Source organism: Falsiroseomonas oryzae (assembly GCF_027856955.1).
Classification (GTDB): Bacteria; Pseudomonadota; Alphaproteobacteria; order Acetobacterales; family Acetobacteraceae; genus Falsiroseomonas; species Falsiroseomonas oryzae.
In genome coordinates, this window is record NZ_JAPSMD010000040.1 from 1 (window position 1) to 23183 (window position 23183).

Here is a 23183-nt window from a genome sequence, read left to right on the forward strand (position 1 = left end):
CGGGCCAGGGCAAGGCGCTGCTGCTCGCCGCCCGAGAGCATGCGGGCCGGCCGGTCCGCCAGGGCGCCGAGGCCCACGCGGTCCAGCGCCGCGCGCGCGTGGCCGGCGGGATCGGGGTGGCCGGCCAGGCGCAACGGATAGGCTGCATTGGCCAGGACGCTGCGGCGGAGCATCACCGGGCGCTGGAATACCATGGCCTGCCGGCGCCGCGCCGCCTCGGCCGGCACAGACCAGCGGATCGTGCCGGCGGTCGGTGCAAGCAGGCCGTGCAGCAGCCGCAGCAGCACCGACTTGCCGGCGCCGTTCGGGCCCAGGATCACGCTCGGCGTGCCGGCCTCCAGCACCAGGTCGAGCCCACGAATGATCTCCACGTCCTGCACCGCATAGCGCAGCGCCTCGGCATATAGCGGCAGGGCGCGCAGCGTGGCGTGCGGCATCAGGCGCCACGCCGTGCCGCGGCGTCGCGCAGCAGCTGGGCCAGCGCGTTCACCGCCAGCACCACGGCCATCAGCACCATGCCCAGCGCCAGCGCGAGCGGCAGGTCGCCCTTGCTGGTCTCCAGCGCGATGGCGGTGGTCATCACGCGGGTGAAGCCCTCGATGTTGCCGCCGACCACCATCACCGCACCCACTTCCGCGCTGGCGCGGCCGAAGCCGGCGAGCAGCACCGTCAGCAGGGCGAAGCGGCCATCCCACAGAAGGGTCGGCACCGCCCGCCCGGCGCCGGCGCCGAAGGAGCGGAGCTGCTCGGCATACTCGTCCCACAGCGCCTCCAGCGCCTGGCGCGTCAGCGCCGCAAGGATCGGCGCGACCAGCACCGCCTGGGCGATCACCATCGCCGTCGGGGTGAACAGCAGGCCGAAGCCGCCGAGCGGCCCGGAGCGCGACAGCAGCAGGTAGATGAGCAGCCCGGCCACGACCGGCGGCAGCCCCATCAGCGCGTTCAAGGCCACGATCAGCGCACGCCGCCCGGGAAAGCGCGCCACCGCCAGCAGGGCGCCGAGCGGCAGCCCGACCAGCGCCGCGATGACCACCGCCTGCAGCGAGACGCGCAAGGACAGCCCGACGATGCGCGCCAGGGCGGCATCGCCCGCGGCGATGAGGCCCAGCGCAAGGCCGAAGGCGGTTCCCAGTTCGTGCATCGCGCTGGCACCTATGCCTGGCGGACGGTGTCGGCAACAGCCCGGCTTTACAGGAAGGCGCAACAGATGCCGAATGATGCCGATGCCTGCCGGATTGCAGCCCGAGATCCTGACCCTGAAGGAAGCAGCCAACCTGCTGCGCCTGTCGGAGCGCGCCCTGTACGACCTGGCGCGGGGGCGGCGGCTGCCGGCCGCGCAGCTCGGCGGCAAGTGGCTGTTTCCGCGTGCGGCCCTGCTGCTGTGGCTGGCCCGCCAGGCGGAGGCGCCCGGCCTGCGCGTCGCGCCGTCGCCCATTCTTGCGGGCAGTCACGATCCGCTGCTCGACTGGGCCGTGCGGCAGTCGGGCTGCGGGCTGGCGCTGCGGGCCGGCGGCAGCCTCGACGGACTCGCCGCGCTCGCGGACCGGTCGGCCCTGGCCGCGGCGGTGCATGTGCCGGACCCCGACACCGGCGGCTTCAACGAAGCTGCCGTGCAGTCGGAACTGCCGGGCGAGCCGCTGGTGGGGATCGTCTGGGCCTGGCGCGAGCAGGGGTTGATCCTGCCCCCGGGCAACCCGCGCGGTCTGGCCGGCGTGCAGGACCTGGCGATGAGCGGGATCATGGTGGCGGGCCGGCAGCGGCGCGCGGGCAGCCACCTGCTGCTGATCCACCTGCTGACCGAGGCCGGGTTGCGCCTGGACGCGCTGCGCTTCCTGCCCGCCCCGGCCGCCAGCGAGGACGAGGTGGCGGCCGCGGTTGCCGAAGGCCGCGCGGATGCCGGCTTCGGGATCCGCGCGGAGGCTGCGCTGCGCGGACTGGACTTCGTGCCCCTGGTGCGGGAGCGCTTCGACCTGGTGGCGCGTCCGCGCGACTGGTTCGAGCCGCCGCTGCAGGCCCTGCTGGCCTTCGCTCGCAACGACGCCTTCCAGGCACGGGCGAAGCGCCTGGGCGGCTACGACGTGGCCGCCACGGGCAGCGTCGGCTTCCTGACCTGAGCGGGCCGGCGCGCCGCGGTCTCGCGCGGCGCGCCGGGAGCCTCAGGCGACGCCCTTGTCGTCGCGCCGGCGCGGATCGTTCGCGGCGGCGTCCTCGTCCACCTCCACCTCCGTGCGACGAACCGTGTCGCGGACCGTCTCGGTGCGCTCGGTGGTCTCCTTGTTCACCACCACCTCGCCGGTGACGCGGACGTCCTTCTGCACCACCGCCTCCTCGACGCTTTCGTCGGCCTCGATGACGCGCTCGCGGAACAGGTCCTCGCCGGCGATGCCGGGGCTGTCGGCCGCGCGGCGTTCGACCCGCACATGCTCCTCGCGCAGAAGCACCTGCTCCTCGACCGGCGTCTCCACGACATAGGACCGCACGCGCACGCGCCCCGAATGCGCGACGCGCTTGCCGACGCGCAGATGCTCCTCGGCGACCGGGATCGTCTCCTCGCGGCCGGCCGCGGCACGGCCGCGCTCGTGCTCGGGGTGCGCGCCGGAGATGTTGGTGCCGGCGACCTGGTCCACGGCACGGCTGGCCATGGTGCCGGGTGGGTTGCCCGCCGCACCCTGCGCAGCAGTGATCGTGCTTCCGGTCCAGCCCTGGCTGCGCCACTCCGCCTCGCGCGCGTCCAGGTCGACGGCGCCGGCCGCCTCCATGGCGTCCATGGCGAGTTCGAGCTCACCCTCGGCGACCTGGGCGCTGACCACGGCGCCGCCCCGCCGCAGGCCTTCCTGGTAGGTCGCGCGGTCTTCCTCCGGCCACAGACCGCCGAAGCCGACGCCGCCGTTCTGCACCGTCGCGGTCGTGGCGGCATCGTGCGAGCGCACGTCGGACGCAGCGTGCGAGCGCACGTCGGACGCAGCGTGCACCTGCACGTCGGAGACCTGGATGTTGAGGCCGCGCAGGGCCTCGGCGGCACGCTCGGCGTGCGCGCGGGTGTCGAACATGGCTGTCAGGGTTCGTTGCATGGGAATGGACTCTCCTGGATTGCTCGCTGGAATGCTGATGTCGTCCGTCGTTGCCGGCCTGCGCTCCACCGCGACGGCTTGGCGTCGCAGCGTCACCGGCAGGGTGACCGCCTCGCCCTCCGCATGGAGGCGGATGCGGAGCTCCTCGGCGACCACCAGGCGCCGGACGAGCACGACGTGCTCCTCAAGCACTGGGATGATGAGGGTGTCGCCCTCCTGCCGGACCGGGGGCGGCGCCTCCACCTCGCGCCCGATGGGCACGCGCTCGACTTCGGCACGCCGGTGGCGGAGCACGGCCTCGACGGACCGCGCCTCCTCCATCGTCGTCACGGCGACGCGCACATGGCCGCTGACGCGGCGGCGGCGCACGATGCGCGCCACTTCCTCGGCAAGCGACAAGCGACCGATCTCGGTGGCCGCGTCCTGACCTGGCATGCGAAGACCCCCGGCGGTCCGGCCAGAACGGGCGGGGCCGCGCGGTGTTCCCCGACGGACACGCAACAACATGACCGGGCCGCCACGCCGGCCGGGCTTGCGGCGCGCGCGGGGCGGTGCGTAACCTGCCCCCAACGACAATGGCTCCATGCGGGCCGGCACAAGGAGGAACGGGATGACCAAGGGGATCAGCCGGCGCAGTGCGATGCGCGCCGGTGCGGGCGTGCTTGCGGCGGGCGCGATCGGTGCGCCGATGGTCCATGCGCAGGGCAGCGCCGGGAACCTTCGCTTCGCCTTCTGGGACCACTGGGTGCCCGGCAGCAACGACGCTCTGCGCCAGCTTGGTGCGCGCTGGGCGGAGCGGAACCGGGTCAACCTGACCCTCGACTTCATCAACACCACCGGCAACCAGCTGCAGCTGACCGCGGCCGCGCAGGCGCAGTCGCGCAGCGGGCATGACGGCATCAGCCTGGCCCCCTGGGACCCGGGCGCCTATGCCGACCAGCTCGAGCCGGTGGACGACGTCATCGGCCGGCTGGTCCAGAAATACGGCCCGATCAACCCGGTGGGCGAGTTCCTGGCCAAGCGCCAGGGCGCCTGGCGCGGCGTGCCGGCCACCTCCGGCACGCAGAACAAGCCGGCGCTCTGCCGCTTCGACCTGCTGCAGCAACATGCCGGGATCGACGTGCGGGCGATGTGGCCGGCACGCGGCGAGAAGGGACCGGGCGCCGACACCTGGAACTGGGACACCTTCCTGGCCGCCGCCGAGAAGTGCCACGCGGCCGGCTTCCCCTTCGGCCTGCCGATGGGGTCGTTGACCGATGCGGTGGACTGGGTGGGCGGGCTCTTCGCCAGCTACGGCGCGCGCATCACCAACGAGCGCGGCGAGCCGACGATCCGCGGAAACCAGCAGCTGCGCCAGGTGATGGACTACGCGGTGCGGCTCTCGCGCTTCCTGCCGAACGACGTCTGGGCTTGGGACGACGCGTCCAACAACCGCGCACTGATCTCCGGCCGCTCCGCGCTCATCTTCAATCCGCCTTCCGCCTGGGCGGTGGCGAAGCGCGACGCGCCGCAGGTGGCCGAGAACTGCTGGACCATCCCGATGCCCGCCGGCCCGCAGGGTCGCTTCGTCGCCTACCTGCCATGGACGACGGGCATCTGGGCCTTCGGCAGGAACAAGAACGCCGCCAAGGCCTTCCTGGAGTTCCTGTCGGAACGCGAGAGCGCGGAGTTCACCACCAACTTCTCCGGTGGCTATGACATCCCGCCCTTCCTGAGCATGGCGGACTTCCGCGTGTGGGAGACGGAGGGTCCGCCGGTCGGCACCATCTTCAACTACCCGCTGAAGCCGCACCACGATGCGCGCTATTCCATCGCCTTCTCCCCGGCCCCCCCGGAGCTGGCGAGCCAGATGTACATCCAGGCGCTGAACACGAAGGTGATCGCGCGCGTGGCGCAGGGCGGCGAGACGATCGACGCCGCGCTCGGCTGGCTGGAACGCGAGATCAACAACATGCGGCGCGGCCTTTAGCCTCGCGCCGTGACGGCGCCCGGGGCAGCGGCCCCGGGCACGCTTCTCCTCAGCCACGGAGGCCGGGATGGCCGATGGCGCGACCCTCGCGATGCCACGCGCCGAGGCGCCGGGCGGCGCTTCGCTGAAGCGCTTCGCCCGCCGGCGTTCCACCATCGCGTTCCTGATGACGCTGCCGCTGATCGCGGTGATCGGCGGGCTGGTCGCCTGGCCTGCCGGCTACGCGATCTGGCTGTCCATGCTGAACCGGCGGATGACCCAGTTCATCGGCCTCGGCAACTTCGAGATCCTGCTCGATTCCGAGACCTTCCGGATGGTCATCTTCCAGTCGGTGTTCTTCGCGGTCACCGCGGTGATCCTGAAGGCGCTGATCGGGTTCTGGCTGGCGCACATGCTGCACCACCTTCCGGCCAAGGGGCAGAAGAAGTGGCGCGGCATGCTGCTGGTGCCCTGGGTGATCCCGCCGGCGCTGTCCACGCTGGGCTGGTGGTGGATGTTCGAGCCGACCTACTCCTCGATCAACTGGGTCCTTGCGATCTTCGCCGTCCCCGCCGTGCCGTGGCTGGGCGAGCCATGGTGGGCGCGGATCAGCGTGATCATCGTGAACGTGTGGTACGGCGCGCCCTTCTTCATGATCATGTACCTCGCCGCGCTGAAATCCGTACCGGAGCAGCTCTACGAGGCGGCGGCCATCGACGGCGCGACGGGGTGGCAGAAGCTGCGCTACGTGACGCTGCCGATGATGCGCAACATCATCTCCATCACCGTGCTGTTCAGCCTGATCGTCACCTTCGCGAACTACGACATCGTCCGCGTGCTGACGAATGGCGGGCCGCGCGACCTGACGCATGTCTTCGCCAGCTACGCCTTCCAGGTGGGCGTCCTGGCCGGGAACATCCCGCGCGGCGCGGCGGTCAGCCTGTTCATGTTCCCGATCCTGGCGGTGATCGCCTTCTTCGTGCTGCGCGGCGTCAACCGCCGCACAAAGGAAGAGCTGTGATGTCGGCCACCACGGCAAGCCGCGACGCGCCCGGCATCTACCACAAGGCCGGCAGCCTGCGGTCCGAGCGGCGCTGGGCGCTGTGGACCGCCTATGCCTCGCTGATCGTCGCCGCCATCATCATGCTGGCGCCGCCGGTCTACATGTTCCTCACCAGCATCAAGACCAGCGCGGAGATCGCCGACCTGGGCGGCAATCCCTGGATCGTGCGCAGCCCCACGCTGGAGAACTACCGGGCGCTGCTGTCGAGCCCGATGTTCATGGGCTTCTTCTGGAACAGCGTGAAGGTGACGCTGCTGGTCGTCGCCGTCTCCATGGTGATCTCGGTGCTGGCGGCCTTCGCGCTCGCGCGGATGCGCTTCTGGGGCAGCCAGTGGCTGGCGACCGGCGTGTTCCTGACCTACCTGGTGCCGGACACGCTGCTGTTCATCCCGCTCTACCAGATCGTCGGCAGCCTGGGCCTGCTGAATTCCACCTGGGGCCTGGTGCTGGTCTATCCGACGCTGACGGTGCCCTTCTGCACCTGGATCATGATCGGATACTTCGCCTCCATCCCGAAGGAGCTGGACGAGGCGGCGCTGATCGACGGGGCGAACTGGATGCAGATGCTGGTGAGGATCTTCATCCCCGTGGCGCTGCCTGGGATCATCGCCGCGACGATCTTCGCCTTCACCGTCAGCTGGGCCGCCTTCGTCTATCCCACGGCCTTCATCACCACGCCGTCCGAGATGCCGCTGACCATCGGCGTGGTCAGCCAGCTGATCCGCGGCGACACCTTCGCCTGGGGCCAGTTGATGGCTGGCGCGCTGCTGGCCGCGCTGCCGCCGGTGATCGTCTACGTGTTCCTGATGGACTACTACATCGCCGGCCTGACCGCCGGCGCCACCAAGGGATAAGCGCGCAATGGCACAGGTTTCCATCCGAAAGGTCGTCAAGGCCTATGAAGGTGGCGTGCAGGCGGTGAAGGGCATCGACCTCGAGATCGCCGATCACGAATTCGTCGTGCTCGTCGGGCCGTCCGGCTGCGGCAAGTCCACCACGCTGCGCATGATCGCGGGGCTGGAGGAGATCACCTCCGGCGAGATCGCAATCGGCGGCATGGTGGTGAACGACATCCCGCCGCGCGACCGCGATATCGCCATGGTATTCCAGAACTACGCGCTCTATCCGCACATGTCCGTCTACGACAACATGGCCTTCGGCCTCACGCTGCGGAAGTTCCCGAAGGACGAGATCAAGCGCCGGGTGGAGAATGCGGCGCGCATCCTGGACATCACGCCGCTGCTCGACCGCAAGCCGAAGGCCCTGTCCGGCGGCCAGCGCCAGCGCGTGGCGATGGGCCGCGCCATCGTGCGCGACCCCAAGGTGTTCCTGTTCGACGAGCCGCTGTCGAACCTCGACGCCAAGCTGCGCGTGCAGATGCGCACCGAGATCAAGAAGGTCCATCAGACCGTCAAGACAACCACGGTCTACGTCACCCACGACCAGGTGGAGGCGATGACGCTGGCCGACCGCGTGGTGGTTATGAACCACGGCGTGATCGAGCAGGTCGGCCCGCCGCAGGAACTCTACCACAGCCCCAATACGCGCTTCGTCGCGGGCTTCATCGGCAGCCCGGCGATGAACTTCATCCCCGCCCGGATGGAGAACGGCTCCGGCGCGCTGCGCCTCAACCTGCCGAACGGGATCGTGCTGCCCGTCCCGGCGGAACGCACCGCGCGCTACGGCGCGATGGCCGGCAAGGAGGTGCTGTTCGGAATCCGGCCGGAGCACCTGACGGAGCCGAAGAACCTGGACCGCCAGAACATCGCGGTGTTCGAGCTGACGCCGGAAGTGATCGAGCCGATGGGCATGGAGACGCTGCTGCATCTCTGGATGCAGGGCCACGAGGTCTGCAGCCGCATCGACCCGACGACGCCGGCCGAGCCCGGCAGGCCGATGCAGGTCGCGGCCGACCTGAACCACATGCACATCATCGACCCGGAGAGCGGCCGCGTGCTGTAGCGCGCCGGTCTTGCCGCACCCGGCCGGTGGCCCGATGCTGCCGGCCAACGCCTTCCGCACGGGATTCCGCATGGCCCCCGCCTATGTCCTCGTCGATGCCGGCAAGCTCGACGCCTTCGTCGCCGCCATCTTCCGCGCCGCCGGCTGCGACGCGGCGGAAGCCGGGCGCATCTCCACCCACCTGCTCGGGGCCAACCTGGCAGGGCACGACAGCCACGGCGTCGCGCGCGTGCCGCGCTATGTCGAATGGCTGCAGGCCGGCTACGTGCTGAAGGGCCAGACGGCGGAGGTCGTCACCGATGGCGGCTGCTTCGCACTGCTGGACGGCAAGTTCGGCTTCGGCCAGACCGTCGCGCCGCAGGCCGTCGAACTCGGCATCGCCCGCGCGCAGCAGCACGGCATCGCCGTGGTCGGGCTGCGCAATGCCGGCCATATCGGCCGCGTCGGCGACTATGCGGAAACCGCGATCCGCGCCGGTCTGATCTCCGTCCATTTCGTCAACGTCGCCGGCAGCGTGCTCGTCGCCCCCTTCGGCGGCACGGAGCGGCGCTTCTCCACCGCACCCTTCAGCGTCGGGGTGCCGCTGCCCGGCCGGCCGCTGGTCCTGGACTTCGCCACCTCGCTCGTCGCGGAGGGCAAGGTGCTGGTCGCGTCCAACGGCGGCAAGGCGCTGCCGCCGGATGCGCTGATCGAGCCCGATGGCCGGCTCTCCGGCGATCCGCACACGCTCTACGGCGACTACGCGCAGGTCGGACCGCGCAACCCCGCCAATGGCAAGGGCGCGATCCGCGCCTTCGGCGAGCACAAGGGATCCGGCCTGGCCTTCATGTGCGAGATGCTGGCCGGCGCGCTGACTGGCGGCGGCACCTCCGGCCCGGTCGCGGCGCGCACGCGGATCGCCAATGGCATGCTGAGCTTCTACGTCTCGCCGCGGCATTTCGGCACGGAGGCGGAGTTCCACGCCGCCGGCCGGTCCTATGTGGACTGGGTCGCCGCCTGCGCGCCGGCCGACGCCGGCGCGCCGGTGCTCGCGCCCGGCGACAAGGAGGCGGCGACGCGCGCCGACCGTCTGGCCAACGGCGTGCCGCTGCAGCCCGATACCTGGGCCGGCATCCTGGATACGGCGCGCTCCCTCGGCGTGAACGAACCGCCCGGCTGACCCGGCCGGCCGCCTTCCGGGCACGCCAGCGCGGATGCGGCGCTACAGGATGAGGTCGACGCCGAGGGTGAACACGCGGATACCCGAGAACTTGATGGTGAAGTCCGCGATGCCGTCGTTGTCCTGGTGGAAGCGCAGATAGGTGAAGTTGAACCCGAGCTCGACTTCGGTGGTCCGAACCACGCGCCCGGCTGCGGCCGAGGCGGAGACGATGAAGGTCTGATTGTCCCCTACCAGCAGGTTCGCGTCGATGTTCGAGACGTCTACGACGTCGCCGAGCGGGCCGGTCGCGAAGTCGCGGATCAGGTCGGTCGAGCCGTCATCCTCGCCGAAGCCCCAGGTGAAGGTGTCGCGCCCGAAGCCACCGCGCAGCTGGTCGCTGCCGGCGCCGCCGCGGATGATGTCGTCGCCGTCATTGGCCGTGATGCTGTCGTCGCCGCCGCTGCCGATCAGCGTCTCGGTGATGTTGGCGCCGGTGATGGTGTCGTCGAATGCCGATCCGATCACCGCCTCGAAGCCGGCCACGGTGTCGCGGCCGATCCCCGCGCCGGCCGTGGTGCCCGCCAGCAGCGAGGCATTCACGCCGGCGGTGTTGAGGCTGAAGGACAGCACGTCGCCCGTGCCGCTGCCGCCATCCAGGCTGTCGAGGCCGGCGCCGCCGTTCAGCGTGTCGTTGCCGTCCCCGCCGATCAGCGTGTCGGCGCCGTTCAGCCCCTGGAGGAAGTCGTTGCCGTCGCCTCCCTCCAGCCGGTTGGCGGCGCCGCTGCCGCGCAGCGTGTCGTCGAACGCGCCGCCGATCGCGGCTTCCACGCGCAGCACCATGCTCGCGCCCGCGCCGACTTCGAAGTAGCCCTGCGCCATCAGCAGGTTGACGCTGCCCGCGGCGGCCGAGAGGTCCACCGTGTCGAAGCCGCTCCAGCCATCGACCGTGTCGCCGCCCGAGACATCCGCCAGCAGGTCGTCGCCGATGTCGCCCTGCAGCCGGTCGGCGCCGTCGCCGCCGCGCAGCGTGTCGTTGCCGCTGTCGCCGTCGAGCGCGTCGTCGCCCTCGCCGCCGAGCAGCGAATCGTTCTCGGTGCCGCCGGTCAGGCTGTCGTTGCCGTCCAGGCCCTCCAGCGAATCGGCGCCGCCATTGCCGATCAGCCGGTTGGCGTCCGCATCCGTGCCGATGAAGCGGTCGGCGAGGCCGGTGCCGCTGAGGCCCTCGATCTCCACCAGCAGGTCGTTGCCGTAGATGCCGAGCGCGAAGGGTGCGGCGGCGTTGCGCAGGTCGATCGTCAGCGCGATCGGCCCGCTGTCGTAGAACACCATGTCGAGCCCGAGGCCACCGATGAAGGTGTCGTCGCCGCCGCTCTGCGTGTCCGGCCCGGTGTCGAGGAAGATGTCGTCGCCCTCGTTCCCTTCGAGCGAATCGTCGCCAAGACCGCCGGAGAGCGTGTCGCCGCCGACGCCGCCGCGCAGCGTGTCGTTGCCGCCCTCGCCGTACAGCGCGTCGTTGCCATCCCCGCCCTCAAGCAGGTCGGCGCCGGATTGGACGGGGTTGTCGCCGCCGAGCGTGTCGTTGCCTTCGCCGCCACGCAGCGTATCGGCGCCTTCGAAGGCGATGAGGAAGTCGTGCCCCTTGCCGCCTTCCAGCACGTTCGACGTCATGTCGCCCTGGATGGTGTCGTCGCCTTCGCCGCCGATCGCCGCCTCGAAGCCGATGAGCGTGTCGGTCTCGCCGACGCCCTGGACGGAGGCGGCGCCGGCCAGCAGGCTGATCCAGAGGGGCAGGTCGTTCTGGTCGGCGTAGTCGGCGTAGCTCACCGTGTCGGCGCCGCTGCCGCCGTTCAGGCTGTCGGCGTGGCGCCCGCCCGCCACCAGGTCGTTGTCCGAGCTGCCGTCGATCGTGTCGTTGCCGGCGCCGCCCAGGACCGTGTCGTTGCCGAGCGAGCCGGCCAGGCTGTCGTCGCCGAAGCGGCCGTCGATCGAGTCATGGCCTGCCCCGGCGAAGATCTCGTTGGCGTCGTTGGTGCCGAGCAGCACGTCGGCGCTGGAGGTGCCGGTGATGTCCTCGATCCCGCTCAGCGAATCCGCGCCATGGAAGACACCGGAGGAGGTGCCCGCGGCGAGGTCCACCGTCACGCCACCCGGGATGAAGGAATAGCTGACGCGGTCGCGGCCGGTGCTGCCGCCGATGGTGTCGTTGCCGATCCCGCCGATGAAGATGTCGTTGCCGCCGCTGCCGAACAGGCGGTCGTTGCCGGCCATGCCGCTCAGCACGTTGTTTCCCGTGCTGCCGATCAGCTCGTTGTCTTCCTCGTCGCCGGTGATGGTGTCGTCGCCCGTGCTGCCGAGCACCGCCTCGATGCCGGAGATGACATGCAGGAAGTTGGTGCCGGTCGCGATGCCGTCCGTCAGGTCTATGGTCAGGTCGTCGCTGCCGGCGAAGAGGTAGCTGATCGAATCGTCGCCATCCCCGCCGGCAATGGTGTCGGCGCCGAAGCTGCCGAGCACGAGATCGTTCCCGCTGCCGCCCGAGATCGAATCGTTGTCGTTCCCGCCGTTCAGCGTGTCCTCGCCGCCAGCGCCGATCAGCGTGTCGTTCCCCGCCAGGCCCGAGATGTCGTCATCCCCATTGGTGCCGAGAATGTTGGGCAACAGATTGTTGCCTGCATCGCCGGTGTAGACGGCCATGGATCAGCCTCCCGCAGCGGTTACGCACAAGATGCTGAACCTGAGGCAGGGCATCGCCAAGCGGATAATGTTCCGGCATGTGTATGTGCACGGAAATGCGAGCCAGGTCGGCACTCGACCCGGGAGTTGCGATGGACCCGATGACCCGCCTGCTGATCCGCATGGCGCAGTGGTACCGCAACCCGCCCTCGCCGCGCGTCCTGGCGATCCTCGGCGCGGTGCTCGCCCTGGCCGTGGTGCTGGTGCTGATCGAGCGCTTCGTCGGCTGGCCCGACTGGCTCCGCAGCGAGCCTGTGCCGGTCCGCAGGATGTAGCAGCCTCCCCCTTGCGTGACCGGACGGGCGGGGGTTCCCTGCGGACAAGGATTGCAGGGGAGGACCGCATGATCACGCGCCGCGTCGCGCTGGGCACCGCCATGGGCGCCGCATTGGCCATGCCGGCCCTGGCCTTCCCCGATCGTGCCATCACCCTGGCCGTCGGCTTCGCCCCCGGCGGGTCCACCGACGTGACCTCCCGCCTGGTGGCCAGCCGCATGGGGCCGCTGCTCGGCGGCAACGTGGTGGTGGAGAACCGGCCCGGCGCCGCTGGCCTGGTCGCGAGCGACTGGTTGCGGCGCCAGCCGCCGGATGGCCACACGCTGATGCTGGTGGAGGCGTCCTCCCACGCGCTGGCCCCGAACGCCGTGCAGGGTGGCACGCGCTACGACCCGATCGGCGACTTCACCCAGATCGCCGTGGTCGGCACGGGGCCGATGATCGTGGTCACCCAGCCGAACTTCCCCGGTCGCACCCCGCAGGAGGTCATCGCGCGGCTGCGCGAGGCGCCACCGGACAGCCTGCCCTTCGCCTCCTCAGGCGTCGCCTCCATGCCGCATCTCTCGGCGGAGATGTTCGCCGCGGTGATCGGCCTCGGCGGCCGCTTTCCGCATGTGCCCTACCGCTCCGGCGGACTGATGGTGGAGAGCATCGCGCGCGGCGAGACGCAGTGGGGCGTCGCCGTGCTCGCCTCCGCCGCCGGCCAGGCGCGCGACGGGCGCGTCCGCCCGGTCGCGGTGACGGGGCTGGAGCGCTTCCCCTCCTTCCCCGAGGTGCCGACGCTGAACGAGGGCGCGCTGCCCGGCTTCGACCTGGAGAACTGGTTCGCCATCATCGGCCCGCGCGGCATGCCGGCGGCGACGGTCGCCGCGCTGAACCGCGCCGTCCGTGCGGCCATCGCGGAGCCGCAACTGCGCGAGCGCCTGCTGGTGGCCGGCGTCGCCCCCTGGACGCGGCCGAACGAACCCTCCGATGCGGAGGCCTTCTTCCGCGCCGAGCTCGCGAAGTTCCGCCAGGTGGTGGACCGTACCGGCGTGCGGCTGGAGCCGTGAGGGCGGGCGCGGGGTGACGATGCCCGCGCCCGCGCCCGGGTCAGCCGAAGGCGAAGTCGTCGCTCGTCACGCTGCCCGGCGCGACGCCGACGAGCGTGACGGCCGCAGTGGCCAGGCCGCTGGGCCAGCTCACCACCGCGTCGCCGTTGGCATCGGCCGCGATCGTGAGGTCGCTGAAGTCGTCCACGCCGGGGACGCCGACGATCTGGATCTTGTCGTCCGTCACCGAGAAGTCGGTGATGCGGTCGAAGCCGGAGTTCCGGCCGAAGACGAAGGTGTCGTCGCCGTCGCCGCCGGCCATGACGTCCGCGCCCACGCCGCCGATGAGCAGGTCGGCGCCGATGCCGCCGTCGAGCCGGTCGCTGCCGGCGCCGCCATCCAGCGTGTCGTCGCCCTCGCCGCCGAAGGCGCGGTCGTTGCCGGCATCGCCGCGGATCAGGTCGCTGCCGCCTTCGCCATGCAGCACATCGGCGCCGAGGCCGCCCGAGATCGTGTCGTTGTCCGTGCCGGCGAAGGCGAAGTCGTTGCCGTCGCCGCCCAGGATGGAGTCGTTGCCCTGTCCGCTGCGCATGGTGTCGTTGCCGGCGCCGCCGTCCAGCGTGTCGTTGCCGGCGTCGTCACGCAGGCTGTCGTTGCCGGCCTCGCCGAACAGGCCGTCGTCGCCCAGGTTGCCGATGACGCTGTCATTCCCGTCACCGGCCAGGACGGTGTCGTTGCCATCGCCGGCATCCACCGTATCGGCGCCGAGCCCGCCCTGGATGGTGTCGTTCCCGGTCTCGCCGAACAGCCGGTCGTCGCCGTCGCGGCCGTCGATCACGTCATTGCCGGACCGCCCGAGGATCCGGTCGGCCGCGGCACCCCCGATCAGCGTGTTGTCGTCCTCGGTCCCGATGAGTGTCGCCATCGCTGTTTCTCCCGTCCCTTGGCGCGCCGGTCTTGGCGCGCGTCAGTGGTATTCGGCCGCCGTGGCACACGCGTGACGGGAACGAGGCACATCACATCACCTTATCGCGATCAGAACAAATGCACTCCGCAATAAAAGGAGAGGCGCAATCATGACGGAAGCCGATGTCGTGGTCGTCGGCGGCGGCTCCGCCGGCTGCGTGGTGGCCGCGCGGCTGTCGGAGGACCCGGGTACGCGCGTGCTGCTGCTCGAAGCCGGCCCGCCGGACTCCAGCCCCTGGGTGCGCCTGCCGGCCGGCTACGCGAAGCTCTACGGCAGCGGGATCTACGACCCGAAATTCATGACCGAGCCAATCCCCACGCTGAACGACCGCGCGATGCATTGGCCGCGCGGCCGCGTGCTGGGCGGGTCGGGCAGCGTGAACGGCCTGGTGTTCCTGCGCGGCGCACCACACGACTACGACCGCTGGGCGCAGGCCGGCGCGCGGGGCTGGTCCTATGCCGATGTCGAGCCGGCGTTCCGCCGGATGGAAACCTGGCTCGGCGAACCCTCCGAGGCGCGCGGCACGGACGGCCCGATCCGCGTCTGCGAGCCGCGGCGCCTGGCGGCCGCACCGCAGGCCTTCATCGACAGCGCGGTCGCCGCGGGGCTGAAGCGATTCCGCGACGTCAACGACGGCGGGTCCATCGAGGGCGTGGGCCCCGTGCAGCTCAACGTGGACGGACGGTTCCGCTCCTCCTCGGCGCGCATGTATCTGCGGCCGGCCATGAAGCGCCCGAACCTGGAGGTGCGCACCGGCATCGCCGTGCACCGGCTGATCTTCGAGGGCAACCGCGCCGTCGGCGTCGCCACGGCGCAGGGCGAGTTCCGCGCGCGGCGCTGCGTGGTGGTCAGCTGCGGCGCCATCGAGACGCCGAAGCTGCTGATGCTGTCCGGCATCGGCGATGGCGCCGCGCTGCAGGCCATGGGCATCCCGGTGGTCGCGCACAGCCCCGATGTCGGGCGCAACCTGCAGGACCACCTGATCGCCAAGTTCATCTTCCGCACCCGCCCGTGTGGAACCCTCAACGAGATCCTGCGCAGCCGCATCCGGCAGGCGGGCATCGGTCTGGACTGGCTGCTGCGCCGGCAGGGCCCGCTGGCGATCGGCGCCGGCGAGGCGACCGGCTTCGTGCGCGTCACCCCCGGCGCGGAGGAGCCGGAGGCGCAGCTGCTCTTCGTGAACTTCGCGACCTTCGACTACACCAAGGGCCTGACCGATTTCCCGGGCGTGATGCTGAACTACGGCCCCTGCCGGCCGGACAGCCGCGGCACGCTGACGCTGCGCAGCCCCGATCCGGCCGACAAGCCGGTGATCCGCCCGAACTACCTCGACCACCCGAACGACCTGCGGGTGATGCTCGGCGCCGCCGCCATCTGCCGCCGCATCGTGGCCCAGCCGCCCTTCCGCGACCTGGTGGAGGAGGAACTGCGGCCGGGCGCGGACGCCACCGACGACGCCGCCATCGAGGCCAGCATCCGCGCCACCGCGGGCACCGTCTTCCACCCCTGCGGCACGGCACGGATGGGCAGCGACGACCGCGCCGTGCTGGATCCGGAGCTGCGGGTGCGCGGCGTGGAGGGGCTGCGCGTGGCCGACGCCAGCGCCTTCCCGCTGATCCCCTCGCCCAATATCCAGCCGGCGGCGCTGATGGTGGGCGAACGGTGCGCCGCGTTCCTGCGCCGGAACCTGCACTGACGCTGCCCTGAAATTGCCGCGGCGGCGTCAACCCGCCGTCAACACCCGGAGCCAAGTATGGGATGGCAGCAGGCGCCGATGAACGCCTGCGCCAAGACGGCCTGCGCCCCACCTCGATGGATCGCCGCCATGCCCGGGTTTCTTGCGTCGCTGCCCCGCCGCCTGCACGAGCTGCTCGCCGGCTTGCGCCGCTGGCTGACCTATCGGCCGGAGCGCCGCTTCATGCGCGGCTGACGCGGCACAGGGCGGGATGCCGCCGGTTCTGTTTCAATTGTGTCGCGCACGAAGCCGAACGGAAACGGCGGCCGCCACGCGCGCGTCCGAAACGATTGTGCAGCCAATCTGATCGGCCCCAGCGTCACCAGGACGGGAGAGAGGCTCGCCTGACCCGGCACGCATCGCGTGCCGGCATGCGGCCACTTGTCCCGGGCACCTGGAATGCATGGGAGGCGACATGGCCGTGTTGAGTTGGGATGCACGCTTCAGCGGTGCGGGATCCGTGTCCGGCGGCGCGGGCGACCTCGGCTGGCTCACGCTGGAGGCGGAGGGAGGCCCATCCCGCGTGAGCGTCGTCTGGGGCAGCAGCGGGCCGGCCGGCACCGATCCACCGGTGACCAGCCACTTCCCCACGGCCTATCTCGGCGGTGCCTTCCTCATGCCCGGCGAGTTCGACACCCGCAGCTACGCCGATGGCAGCTACGCACTGCGCGTCATCGCCGTCTTCTCCGAGGGCGCGCGCGTGGTGGAGCAGATGAGCGCCTTCTTCGACCTGGGCAACACGGCTGGCGCGTTCCGTGCGGGCGGCTTGCTCGACGACCTGATGGTGGGCGGCAGCGGCGAGGACACCTTCGTCGGCGGCCTCGGCGATGACTGGCTGCTGGGCGGCCTGGGCGCGGACCTGCTGCTCGGCGGCGGCGGCCTGGACCGCCTTCTGGGCGGCGCGGGCGACGACACGATGCGCGGCGGCGACGATGCCGACCACCTCTCCGGCGGGGATGGGTCGGACACCGTGCGCGGCGACGCGGGCGACGACTTCCTGCAGGGCGACAAGGGGAACGACGCAGTCGCCGGCGAGGACGGGAACGACACGCTCTACGGCGAGAGCGTGATCGATCCGGAGGACGCGACGGGGAACGACACGCTCACCGGCGGGGCCGGCGAGGACCTGATGTTCGGCGGCGAGGGCAACGATTCGCTGCGCGGCGACGGCGATGCCGACACGCTGGACGGCGCCTTCGGCAACGACACGCTGAGCGGCGGCGAGGGCGCCGATTCCATGGAGGCGTCGTACGGCAACGACCGATTGCTCGGCGGCACGGGCGCCGACACCTTCGTCGGTGGCGCCGGCCAGGACACGATGGTCAGCGAGGACGACGACTGGGCCGACCGCTTCGTCTATGCCAGCTATTTCGATGGCGGCGACCGCATCACGGGATTCCAGGCCGGCACGGACAAGATCGTGTTCCAGACCCTGACCGAGATCGACGTGGGTATCGACCGCTTCGTATCCAGCCTCGCTGCCATGGACGACGTGGGCACCTACATCATCTACAGCGCGAAGACAGGCGTGCTGCGCCTCGACATCAACGGGATCGCGCCGGACGGCCTGCTGGATATCGCCGTGCTGCGCGGCCCCGACGGCACCACGCCACCGGTGCTGACCTACGGCGACTTCATCCTCGCCGGCTGAGGGATCCGGCACGCGGCGGCGGTCAGGCCGCCGTCGCGTGCTGCGAGGCAGCCCGTATCCCAACCAGGACCACGTCGCATTCTTTAGAGGTTTCTATATAAGTTGCGTTGCTGAGCCGAACTGATTAACGATCGTTGCGCAAACGCCGCCGCGGCGTTCGTCCTCGGCAGGATTGCCGGATCGGATGCCCCGCATGGCCGGCGCCGGCGGGGCGGCCACTGCCCAGTCTGGAGATGGCGCGCATGTCCTGGTCGGTCACCTTTTCCGAAATCGGCATCAGCTTCGGCGACCCGATGTATGGCAGCCTGCGCCTGGGCGCTCCCGAGGGTCCCGACCGCGTGCGCGTCCTCTGGGGCGCCCCGCCCATCGGTCTCGTCCCCGAGGTGACGATGCATTTCCCGGTCGCGGGATTCGGCTTCAACATGCCGGACGACTCACGCACCTATCCCGACGGCAGCTTCCTGATCCGGGTGACCGGCTTCTTCGCCGATGGCAGCCGCGTCAACCAGAACCTGACCGCCTTCTTCGACGTCAACGGCACGGTGGGCGTCGAGCGAACCGGTAGCGGCCTGAACGACCTGATGTCCGGTGGCTCCGGCGGCGACACCTTCATCGGCGGCAATGGCCGGGACTGGCTGTTCGGCGGCCTGGGCAACGACCTGCTGCTCGGCGGCGGCGGCGACGACTTCCTGGGCGGCGGCGGCGGCGACAACGGCGCAGACACGCTGAACGGCGGTGCGGGCAACGACCTGATCGCCGGCGACGAGGGCGACGACCTGCTGCTGGGCGGTGCCGACGCGGACTTCATGTATGCCGGCGCGGGCAACGACACGCTCTATGGCGGCAACGACGCGGGCGGCGACCTCCTGGCCGGCGATGCCGGCGACGACCTGCTGTTCGGCGAGGACGGCAACGACCAGATGTGGGGCGACAATCCCGGCTTCTCGCTGCCCGTGACCACCGGCAACGACACGATGTTCGGCGGCGCCGGCAACGACGACATGGATGGCGGCCAGGGCAACGACCTGATGCATGGCGGGGCCGACAACGACAACCTGACGGGCCTGGACGGCAACGACACGCTCCTCGGCGAAGCTGGCGCCGACTTCCTCTTCGGCTATGGCGGCGACGACTGGCTGATCGGCGGCGCCGGCTTCGACCGCTTCAATGGCGGCGTCGGCAACGACACGCTGACCAGCGGCCCCGACGGCGAGACCGACTTCTTCGTCTATGGCGTGGCCGGCGAGGGCACCGACCGGATCATCGGCTTCGAGGTCGGGATCGACGAGGTGCTGATCATCTTCCTGGCCGATGCCGCGGTCGGCGCGTCGCGCTTCGTCGCCGCCGGCACGCCGCTGGGCGATGCCAACCCGCACCTGATCTACGACCAGCCCACCGGGCGACTCTGGCTGGACCAGAACGGGTCGGATCCCGGCCAGCTCAGCCTGCTGGCGCGCTTCGTCGGCGGGCCGGCACTGAGCTACAGCGACTTCATCCTGGCGGGCTGACCTGCCGCTAAGGGGCCAGATGGCGAACCGGCAGGCCAAGCGCCTCCGCCACCAGCGTGCGGTGGCACTGCGCCGGGTCCGCCTCCAGGCACAGCAGGCAAACGGGCTCTAGCCGCGCCAGGGCGCCCAGTTCGGCCAGCGCGGCCTGCGGCTCGGTGCCGGCCAGGTGGGCGGCGAAGATGCGCCGCATTGCCTCCGGCCGGCCGGACCGTGCCGCCTGCCGGCCGGCGGCGGGCGTGCCGAGCGCAGGCAGGTGCCGATAGCCGATCCCGGCTTCCTCCAGCGCGGCGGACAGCGCCCGCTTGGCGAAGCCCGGGCGCCGGCTGTTGGCCAGCGCCCGCACATCCACCAGCGTCGTCACGCCCGCTTCGCGCAGGGCCGCGACCAGCCGGTCGGGGGTCGCGCCCTCGTAGCCGATGGTCGCGACCTCGCCGCGCTTCACCGCTGGCTGGCCGCCGCGTGCGCCGCCAGGCAGGCGACGTCGAGGATCTGGTTCACCCCGGCCTGCATCGGCACGATCTGCGCCGCATGCGTCAGCCCCGTCAGCAGCGGGCCGATCACCTGGGCGCTGGTCAGCTTCGGCACCGCCTTGGTCAGCACATGGGCGGCGTGCAGCCCCGGCAGGATCAGCACGTTCGCCGGGCCGGTCAGGCGGCAGAAGGGATAGAGCGCGGCGCGCAGCGCCGGGTCCAGCGCCACGTCGGCCGCCATCTCGCCGTCGAACTCGAAATCGGCGCCGCGCTCCGTCAGCAGCTTCACCGCTTCGCGGATGCTGCCGGGGATGCTGCCCTTCGGGTCGCCGAAGGTGGAGAAGGACAGGAAGGCCACCCGCGGCTCGAGCCCCAGGCGACGCGCCGCGGCCGCGGAGCCGCGCGCGATCGCGGCCAGCGTCTCGGCATCCGGCCGCTCATGGATCGCGGTGTCCGCCACCAGCACCGTGCCGGCGCGCCGCGAGACGACGATGGACAGCCCGAAGACCGAACGCCCGGGCACCGGGTCGATCGCCATCGAGATCCCTTCCATGGCGACGGAGAAGGACCGCGTCGTGCCGGTGACGACCGCATCCGCGTCGCCCACCGCCACCATGCAGGCGGCGAAGACGTTGCGGTCCTGGTTCACCAGCCGCTGGCAGTCGCGGAACAGGAAGCCGTCGCGCTGCTTGCGGGCGTAGAGGAACTCCGCATAGCGGCGCGTCGCGTCGGAGACGCGCGCGTTCTGGACCTCGATCCCCTCCGGCAGCGGGATGCCGAGCCCGGCGACGCTGGCATGGATCCGGTCCTCTCGGCCGACCAGCACGGGCGTGCCGTAGCCCGCGTTGCGGAAGGCGATGGCGGCGCGGATCACCTTCTCCTCCTCGCCCTCGGCGAAGACGACGCGCTTCGGATTGCTGCGCACGGCTTCCGCGATCGCTTCCAGCGCGCCCGCGGTCGCATCCAGCCGCCCGGCCAGGTCGCGCGCGTAGCGGTGCAGGTCGGCGATCGGCCGGCGCGCCACGCCGCTGTCCATCGCCGCCTTCGCCACCGCCGGCGAGACACGGCTGATCAGCCGCGGGTCGAAGGCGTTGGGGATGATGTAGTCCGGGCCGAAGCGCAGCTTCTGCCCGGCACCCGCGCCCGCCACTTCCTCCGGCACGTCCTCGCGCGCCAGCATCGCCAGCGCCTCCGCCGCCGCCACCTTCATCGCGTCGTTGATGGTGGAGGCGCGCACGTCCAGCGCGCCGCGGAAGATGAAGGGGAAGCCCAGGACGTTGTTCACCTGGTTCGGATAGTCGCTGCGCCCCGTGGCGATGATGCAGTCCGGCCGCACCGCGCGCGCCTCGTCCGGCGTGATCTCGGGGTCGGGATTGGCCATGGCGAAGATGATCGGATGCGCGGCCATGCTGCGCACCATCTCCGGCGTCACCGCGCCCTTCACCGACAGGCCCATGAAGCAGTCCGCGCCTTCCAGCGCCTGGCCGAGCGTGCGCGCCGCAGTCTCGGTCGCATGCGCGGACTTCCACTGGTTCATGCCCTCGGTGCGGCCGCGGTAGATGACGCCCTTGGTGTCCACCAGGATGACGTTCTGCGGGCGCAGGCCCATGGCCTTCACCAGCTCCGCGCAGGCTACCGCCGCCGCGCCGGCGCCGTTGATGACGAGCTTTACCTCCCTAAGGTCGCGGTTCGTCAGGTGGCAGGCGTTGATCAGCCCCGCCGCCGCGACGATCGCCGTGCCGTGCTGGTCGTCATGGAAGACGGGAATATCCATCAGCTCGCGCAGGCGCTGCTCGATGACGAAGCACTCCGGCGCCTTGATGTCTTCCAGGTTAATGCCGCCGAAGGACGGGCCGAGGTAGCGCACCGCGTTGACGAAGGCGTCCACGTCCTCGGTGTTGACGCAGAGGTCGATGGAATCGACGTCGGCGAAGCGCTTGAACAGCGCCGCCTTGCCTTCCATCACCGGCTTCGAGGCCAGCGCACCCAGGTTGCCCAGCCCCAGCACTGCCGTGCCGTTGCTGATCACCGCAACGAAATTGCCCTTGGAGGTGTAGTCATAGGCCAGCGACGGATCGCGGGCGATGTGCAGGCAGGGCTCCGCCACGCCCGGGCTGTACGCCAGCGACAGGTCGCGCGCCGTGGTCAGCGGCTTGGTCAGCCGGATCTCCAGCTTGCCGGGCCTGCCCTCCGAATGGAGCGCGAGCGCTTCCTCTGCCGTGATGCGGGCGGTGCGGGTGTCGCCCAGCGTCTCGCCCGGCGTCTTGCGCGCGTCGTCCATGGACCTGGAATTCTCCCCAACCAGAACGCTCTTCATTGCAGCCATCGGCACGCGAGGGAAGCCGCCCGGTTCGCAGCTGCGAGCCGTCAGGTCGCGAAGGTGAGTTCCACCATCAACCCCGTCGGGTCGCGCAGAAAGATCTGGTGCAGCGGGAAGCCCGGCACCGGCGCCTCCTGGAACGCGATGCCCTGCTCGGCCAGGCGCCGCCGCGTCTCCGCCAGGCCCTCGGCGCGGAAGGCGACATGGCCGAAGGCGCCGTGATCCCGCGGTGGCCAGGCCTCGTCGTCCTTCGCGCGAGCGGCGATGTGCACAACCGGCCGCGCGCCGGCCCAGAACCAGATCCCGGGGAAGTCGAAATCCGGCCGGTCGCCTTCGGCCAATCCGATCACCTCGCCCCAGAAGCGGCGCAGCGCCGGCAGGTCGGAGGGTCGGCAGCGGATGTTGACGTGGTCGAGACCCGAGACGGTCATGGCGTGGTTCCTCCCGGCGCCGAGCCTGCGCCTGCCGGCCGGCCCGCGTCCAGGCTTCGCGCGGGCGCCCCGAGCCGCTAGTCAGGCGACGTGACGGGACCGGCACGCGACATCCCCCCTGGCGAAGGCGATCGCATCCCGCGCGCCGAGGGCGCGACCCCCGCGCTCGCGCAATGGTTCGCCGCCAAGGCGGCGCATCCGGATGCGCTGCTGTTCTTCCGCATGGGCGACTTCTTCGAACTGTTCTTCGCGGATGCCGAGGACGCCGCGACGATCCTCGACATCGCCGTCAGCCACCGAGGCGAGCATCGCGGCCAGCCCGTGCCGATGGCCGGCGTGCCGGCCCATGCCGTGGACGCCTATCTCGCCCGGCTGATCCGCGCCGGCCGGCGCGTCGCGATCTGCGACCAGATGGAGACGCCGGAGGAGGCGAAGAAGCGCCGCGCGCCCACTATCCGGCGCGAGGTCGTCCGCGTCGTCACCCCCGCCACCGTCACCGAGGACGGGCTGCTCGAGGCCGGACGCCCGGCCTGGCTGCTGGCCGTGGCGGAGGCGGAGGCGGAGCTCGGAGCCGCCTGGCTCGACATCTCGACCGGCGCCTTCGCCACCGCCGTGCTGCCGCGCGCGGAGCTCGGCGCGCTGCTCGCCCGGCTGGAGCCAGCCGAGGCCGTCGTGGCGCCCGAACTGGCGGAGGAGCCGGAGCTGGTGCGCCGCCTGGCCGGCTGCATCGCGCCGCGCCTCGTCCCGCGCGATCCGGCTCGCACCGTGCGGGAGGCCTATGGCGTCGCCACGCTGGACGGCTTCGGTCGCTTCGCCGCGGGCGAACTCGCCGCCGCCGCCCTTGCGCTCGCCTATGTGCGTGAGACGCAGGCCGGCG

20 protein-coding genes are annotated in these 23183 nt (G+C 71.1%); 12 read left to right on the forward strand and 8 right to left on the reverse strand.

Going from position 1 to position 23183, the window contains the following annotated elements; genetic code table 11:
- Both OZN99_RS06775 and OZN99_RS06780 read right to left on the reverse strand, forming a co-directional pair.
- Positions 1 to 437 (reverse strand): ATP-binding cassette domain-containing protein (locus OZN99_RS06775; RefSeq protein WP_270934434.1); only part of this gene is annotated, 437 nt, incomplete at its 3' end.
- Entirely contained in the window at positions 437 to 1141 is a 705-nt protein-coding gene (locus OZN99_RS06780) for an ABC transporter permease (RefSeq protein WP_270934435.1), read from the reverse strand. The genes OZN99_RS06780 and OZN99_RS06775, both read right to left, overlap by 1 nt.
- A gap of 73 nt (positions 1142 to 1214) precedes the next feature.
- Here OZN99_RS06780 and OZN99_RS06785 point away from each other — a divergent pair, with 73 nt between their 5' ends.
- The gene (locus OZN99_RS06785) at positions 1215 to 2114 is read left to right on the forward strand and encodes a helix-turn-helix transcriptional regulator (RefSeq protein ID WP_270934436.1); all 900 of its coding nucleotides are present in this window, start codon (positions 1215 to 1217) and stop codon (positions 2112 to 2114) included.
- Positions 2115 to 2156: 42 nt separating this feature from the next.
- Here OZN99_RS06785 and OZN99_RS06790 read toward each other — a convergent pair whose 3' ends face one another.
- Positions 2157 to 3506, reverse strand: coding sequence for a DUF2382 domain-containing protein (locus OZN99_RS06790; protein ID WP_270934437.1), 1350 nt, complete (start codon positions 3504 to 3506; stop codon positions 2157 to 2159).
- Positions 3507 to 3681: 175 nt separating this feature from the next.
- Here OZN99_RS06790 and OZN99_RS06795 point away from each other — a divergent pair, with 175 nt between their 5' ends.
- The 5 genes from OZN99_RS06795 (at position 3682) to OZN99_RS06815 (ending at position 9203) form a co-directional block, all read left to right on the forward strand.
- Positions 3682 to 5040 (forward strand): ABC transporter substrate-binding protein, encoded by a 1359-nt coding sequence (locus OZN99_RS06795; RefSeq protein ID WP_270934438.1) that lies wholly within the window; start codon positions 3682 to 3684, stop codon positions 5038 to 5040.
- 67 nt (positions 5041 to 5107) lie between these two features.
- Complete coding sequence (locus OZN99_RS06800; protein WP_270934440.1) at positions 5108 to 6040, forward strand: carbohydrate ABC transporter permease; 933 nt, start codon at positions 5108 to 5110, stop codon at positions 6038 to 6040.
- Positions 6040 to 6936, forward strand: coding sequence for a carbohydrate ABC transporter permease (locus OZN99_RS06805; protein WP_270934441.1), 897 nt, complete (start codon positions 6040 to 6042; stop codon positions 6934 to 6936). Before OZN99_RS06800 ends, OZN99_RS06805 begins: the two co-directional genes overlap by 1 nt.
- A 7-nt stretch (positions 6937 to 6943) precedes the next feature.
- The gene (locus OZN99_RS06810; RefSeq protein ID WP_270934442.1) at positions 6944 to 8044 is read left to right on the forward strand and encodes an ABC transporter ATP-binding protein; all 1101 of its coding nucleotides are present in this window, start codon (positions 6944 to 6946) and stop codon (positions 8042 to 8044) included.
- A gap of 34 nt (positions 8045 to 8078) precedes the next feature.
- Complete coding sequence (locus OZN99_RS06815) at positions 8079 to 9203, forward strand: malate/lactate/ureidoglycolate dehydrogenase (RefSeq protein WP_270934443.1); 1125 nt, start codon at positions 8079 to 8081, stop codon at positions 9201 to 9203.
- Positions 9204 to 9245: 42 nt separating this feature from the next.
- Here OZN99_RS06815 and OZN99_RS06820 read toward each other — a convergent pair whose 3' ends face one another.
- Positions 9246 to 11879: a beta strand repeat-containing protein gene (locus OZN99_RS06820; RefSeq protein WP_270934444.1), complete on the reverse strand. Its 2634-nt coding sequence runs from the start codon at positions 11877 to 11879 to the stop codon at positions 9246 to 9248.
- Positions 11880 to 12010: 131 nt separating this feature from the next.
- On the opposite strand from OZN99_RS06820, the gene OZN99_RS06825 reads away from it, so the two are divergent.
- The gene (locus tag OZN99_RS06825) at positions 12011 to 12193 is read left to right on the forward strand and encodes a hypothetical protein (protein ID WP_270934445.1); all 183 of its coding nucleotides are present in this window, start codon (positions 12011 to 12013) and stop codon (positions 12191 to 12193) included.
- Positions 12194 to 12261: 68 nt separating this feature from the next.
- Positions 12262 to 13245: a Bug family tripartite tricarboxylate transporter substrate binding protein gene (locus OZN99_RS06830; RefSeq protein ID WP_270934446.1), complete on the forward strand. Its 984-nt coding sequence runs from the start codon at positions 12262 to 12264 to the stop codon at positions 13243 to 13245.
- A gap of 40 nt (positions 13246 to 13285) precedes the next feature.
- On the opposite strand, the gene OZN99_RS06835 is transcribed toward OZN99_RS06830, so the two are convergent.
- On the reverse strand, positions 13286 to 14149 hold the full coding sequence (locus OZN99_RS06835; RefSeq protein WP_270934447.1) for a calcium-binding protein: 864 nt from the start codon (positions 14147 to 14149) through the stop codon (positions 13286 to 13288).
- Positions 14150 to 14300: 151 nt separating this feature from the next.
- On the opposite strand from OZN99_RS06835, the gene OZN99_RS06840 reads away from it, so the two are divergent.
- The 3 genes from OZN99_RS06840 (at position 14301) to OZN99_RS06850 (ending at position 19085) form a co-directional block, all read left to right on the forward strand.
- A complete protein-coding gene (locus OZN99_RS06840) occupies positions 14301 to 15887 on the forward strand; it encodes a GMC family oxidoreductase (protein ID WP_270934448.1) in 1587 nt (528 codons plus the stop codon).
- A 454-nt stretch (positions 15888 to 16341) separates the two neighbouring features.
- Positions 16342 to 17577 carry a calcium-binding protein gene (locus tag OZN99_RS06845; protein ID WP_270934449.1) on the forward strand — a complete coding sequence of 412 codons (1236 nt, stop codon included), beginning with the start codon at positions 16342 to 16344 and terminating at the stop codon, positions 17575 to 17577.
- Positions 17578 to 17819: 242 nt separating this feature from the next.
- Positions 17820 to 19085 carry a calcium-binding protein gene (locus tag OZN99_RS06850; RefSeq protein WP_270934450.1) on the forward strand — a complete coding sequence of 422 codons (1266 nt, stop codon included), beginning with the start codon at positions 17820 to 17822 and terminating at the stop codon, positions 19083 to 19085.
- Between the two features lie 7 nt (positions 19086 to 19092).
- Here OZN99_RS06850 and OZN99_RS06855 read toward each other — a convergent pair whose 3' ends face one another.
- From OZN99_RS06855 to OZN99_RS06865, 3 genes are all read right to left on the reverse strand, one after another.
- Positions 19093 to 19527 carry a DUF488 domain-containing protein gene (locus OZN99_RS06855; protein ID WP_270934451.1) on the reverse strand — a complete coding sequence of 145 codons (435 nt, stop codon included), beginning with the start codon at positions 19525 to 19527 and terminating at the stop codon, positions 19093 to 19095.
- The gene (locus tag OZN99_RS06860) at positions 19524 to 21836 is read right to left on the reverse strand and encodes an NADP-dependent malic enzyme (protein WP_270934452.1); all 2313 of its coding nucleotides are present in this window, start codon (positions 21834 to 21836) and stop codon (positions 19524 to 19526) included. Before OZN99_RS06860 ends, OZN99_RS06855 begins: the two co-directional genes overlap by 4 nt.
- Positions 21837 to 21922: 86 nt before the next feature.
- Positions 21923 to 22306 (reverse strand): VOC family protein, encoded by a 384-nt coding sequence (locus tag OZN99_RS06865; protein WP_270934453.1) that lies wholly within the window; start codon positions 22304 to 22306, stop codon positions 21923 to 21925.
- A 90-nt stretch (positions 22307 to 22396) separates the two neighbouring features.
- Between OZN99_RS06865 and OZN99_RS06870 the strand changes: the two genes are divergently transcribed.
- A partial coding sequence (locus tag OZN99_RS06870; RefSeq protein WP_456299874.1) for a MutS N-terminal domain-containing protein occupies positions 22397 to 23183 on the forward strand: 787 nt, incomplete at its 3' end.

Bases quoted from the DNA above. Each gene is read 5' to 3' on its own strand.
- OZN99_RS06780 (WP_270934435.1), bottom strand. From the start codon at position 1,141: ATGCACGAACTGGGAACCGCCTTCGGCCTTGCGCTGGGCCTCATCGCC.
- OZN99_RS06785 (WP_270934436.1), top strand. From the start codon at position 1,215: ATGATGCCGATGCCTGCCGGATTGCAGCCCGAGATCCTGACCCTGAAG.
- OZN99_RS06790 (WP_270934437.1), bottom strand. From the start codon at position 3,506: ATGCCAGGTCAGGACGCGGCCACCGAGATCGGTCGCTTGTCGCTTGCC.
- OZN99_RS06795 (WP_270934438.1), top strand. From the start codon at position 3,682: ATGACCAAGGGGATCAGCCGGCGCAGTGCGATGCGCGCCGGTGCGGGC.
- OZN99_RS06800 (WP_270934440.1), top strand. From the start codon at position 5,108: ATGGCCGATGGCGCGACCCTCGCGATGCCACGCGCCGAGGCGCCGGGC.
- OZN99_RS06805 (WP_270934441.1), top strand. From the start codon at position 6,040: ATGTCGGCCACCACGGCAAGCCGCGACGCGCCCGGCATCTACCACAAG.
- OZN99_RS06810 (WP_270934442.1), top strand. From the start codon at position 6,944: ATGGCACAGGTTTCCATCCGAAAGGTCGTCAAGGCCTATGAAGGTGGC.
- OZN99_RS06815 (WP_270934443.1), top strand. From the start codon at position 8,079: ATGCTGCCGGCCAACGCCTTCCGCACGGGATTCCGCATGGCCCCCGCC.
- OZN99_RS06820 (WP_270934444.1), bottom strand. From the start codon at position 11,879: ATGGCCGTCTACACCGGCGATGCAGGCAACAATCTGTTGCCCAACATT.
- OZN99_RS06825 (WP_270934445.1), top strand. From the start codon at position 12,011: ATGGACCCGATGACCCGCCTGCTGATCCGCATGGCGCAGTGGTACCGC.
- OZN99_RS06830 (WP_270934446.1), top strand. From the start codon at position 12,262: ATGATCACGCGCCGCGTCGCGCTGGGCACCGCCATGGGCGCCGCATTG.
- OZN99_RS06835 (WP_270934447.1), bottom strand. From the start codon at position 14,149: ATGGCGACACTCATCGGGACCGAGGACGACAACACGCTGATCGGGGGT.
- OZN99_RS06840 (WP_270934448.1), top strand. From the start codon at position 14,301: ATGACGGAAGCCGATGTCGTGGTCGTCGGCGGCGGCTCCGCCGGCTGC.
- OZN99_RS06845 (WP_270934449.1), top strand. From the start codon at position 16,342: ATGGCCGTGTTGAGTTGGGATGCACGCTTCAGCGGTGCGGGATCCGTG.
- OZN99_RS06850 (WP_270934450.1), top strand. From the start codon at position 17,820: ATGTCCTGGTCGGTCACCTTTTCCGAAATCGGCATCAGCTTCGGCGAC.
- OZN99_RS06860 (WP_270934452.1), bottom strand. From the start codon at position 21,836: ATGGACGACGCGCGCAAGACGCCGGGCGAGACGCTGGGCGACACCCGC.
- OZN99_RS06865 (WP_270934453.1), bottom strand. From the start codon at position 22,306: ATGACCGTCTCGGGTCTCGACCACGTCAACATCCGCTGCCGACCCTCC.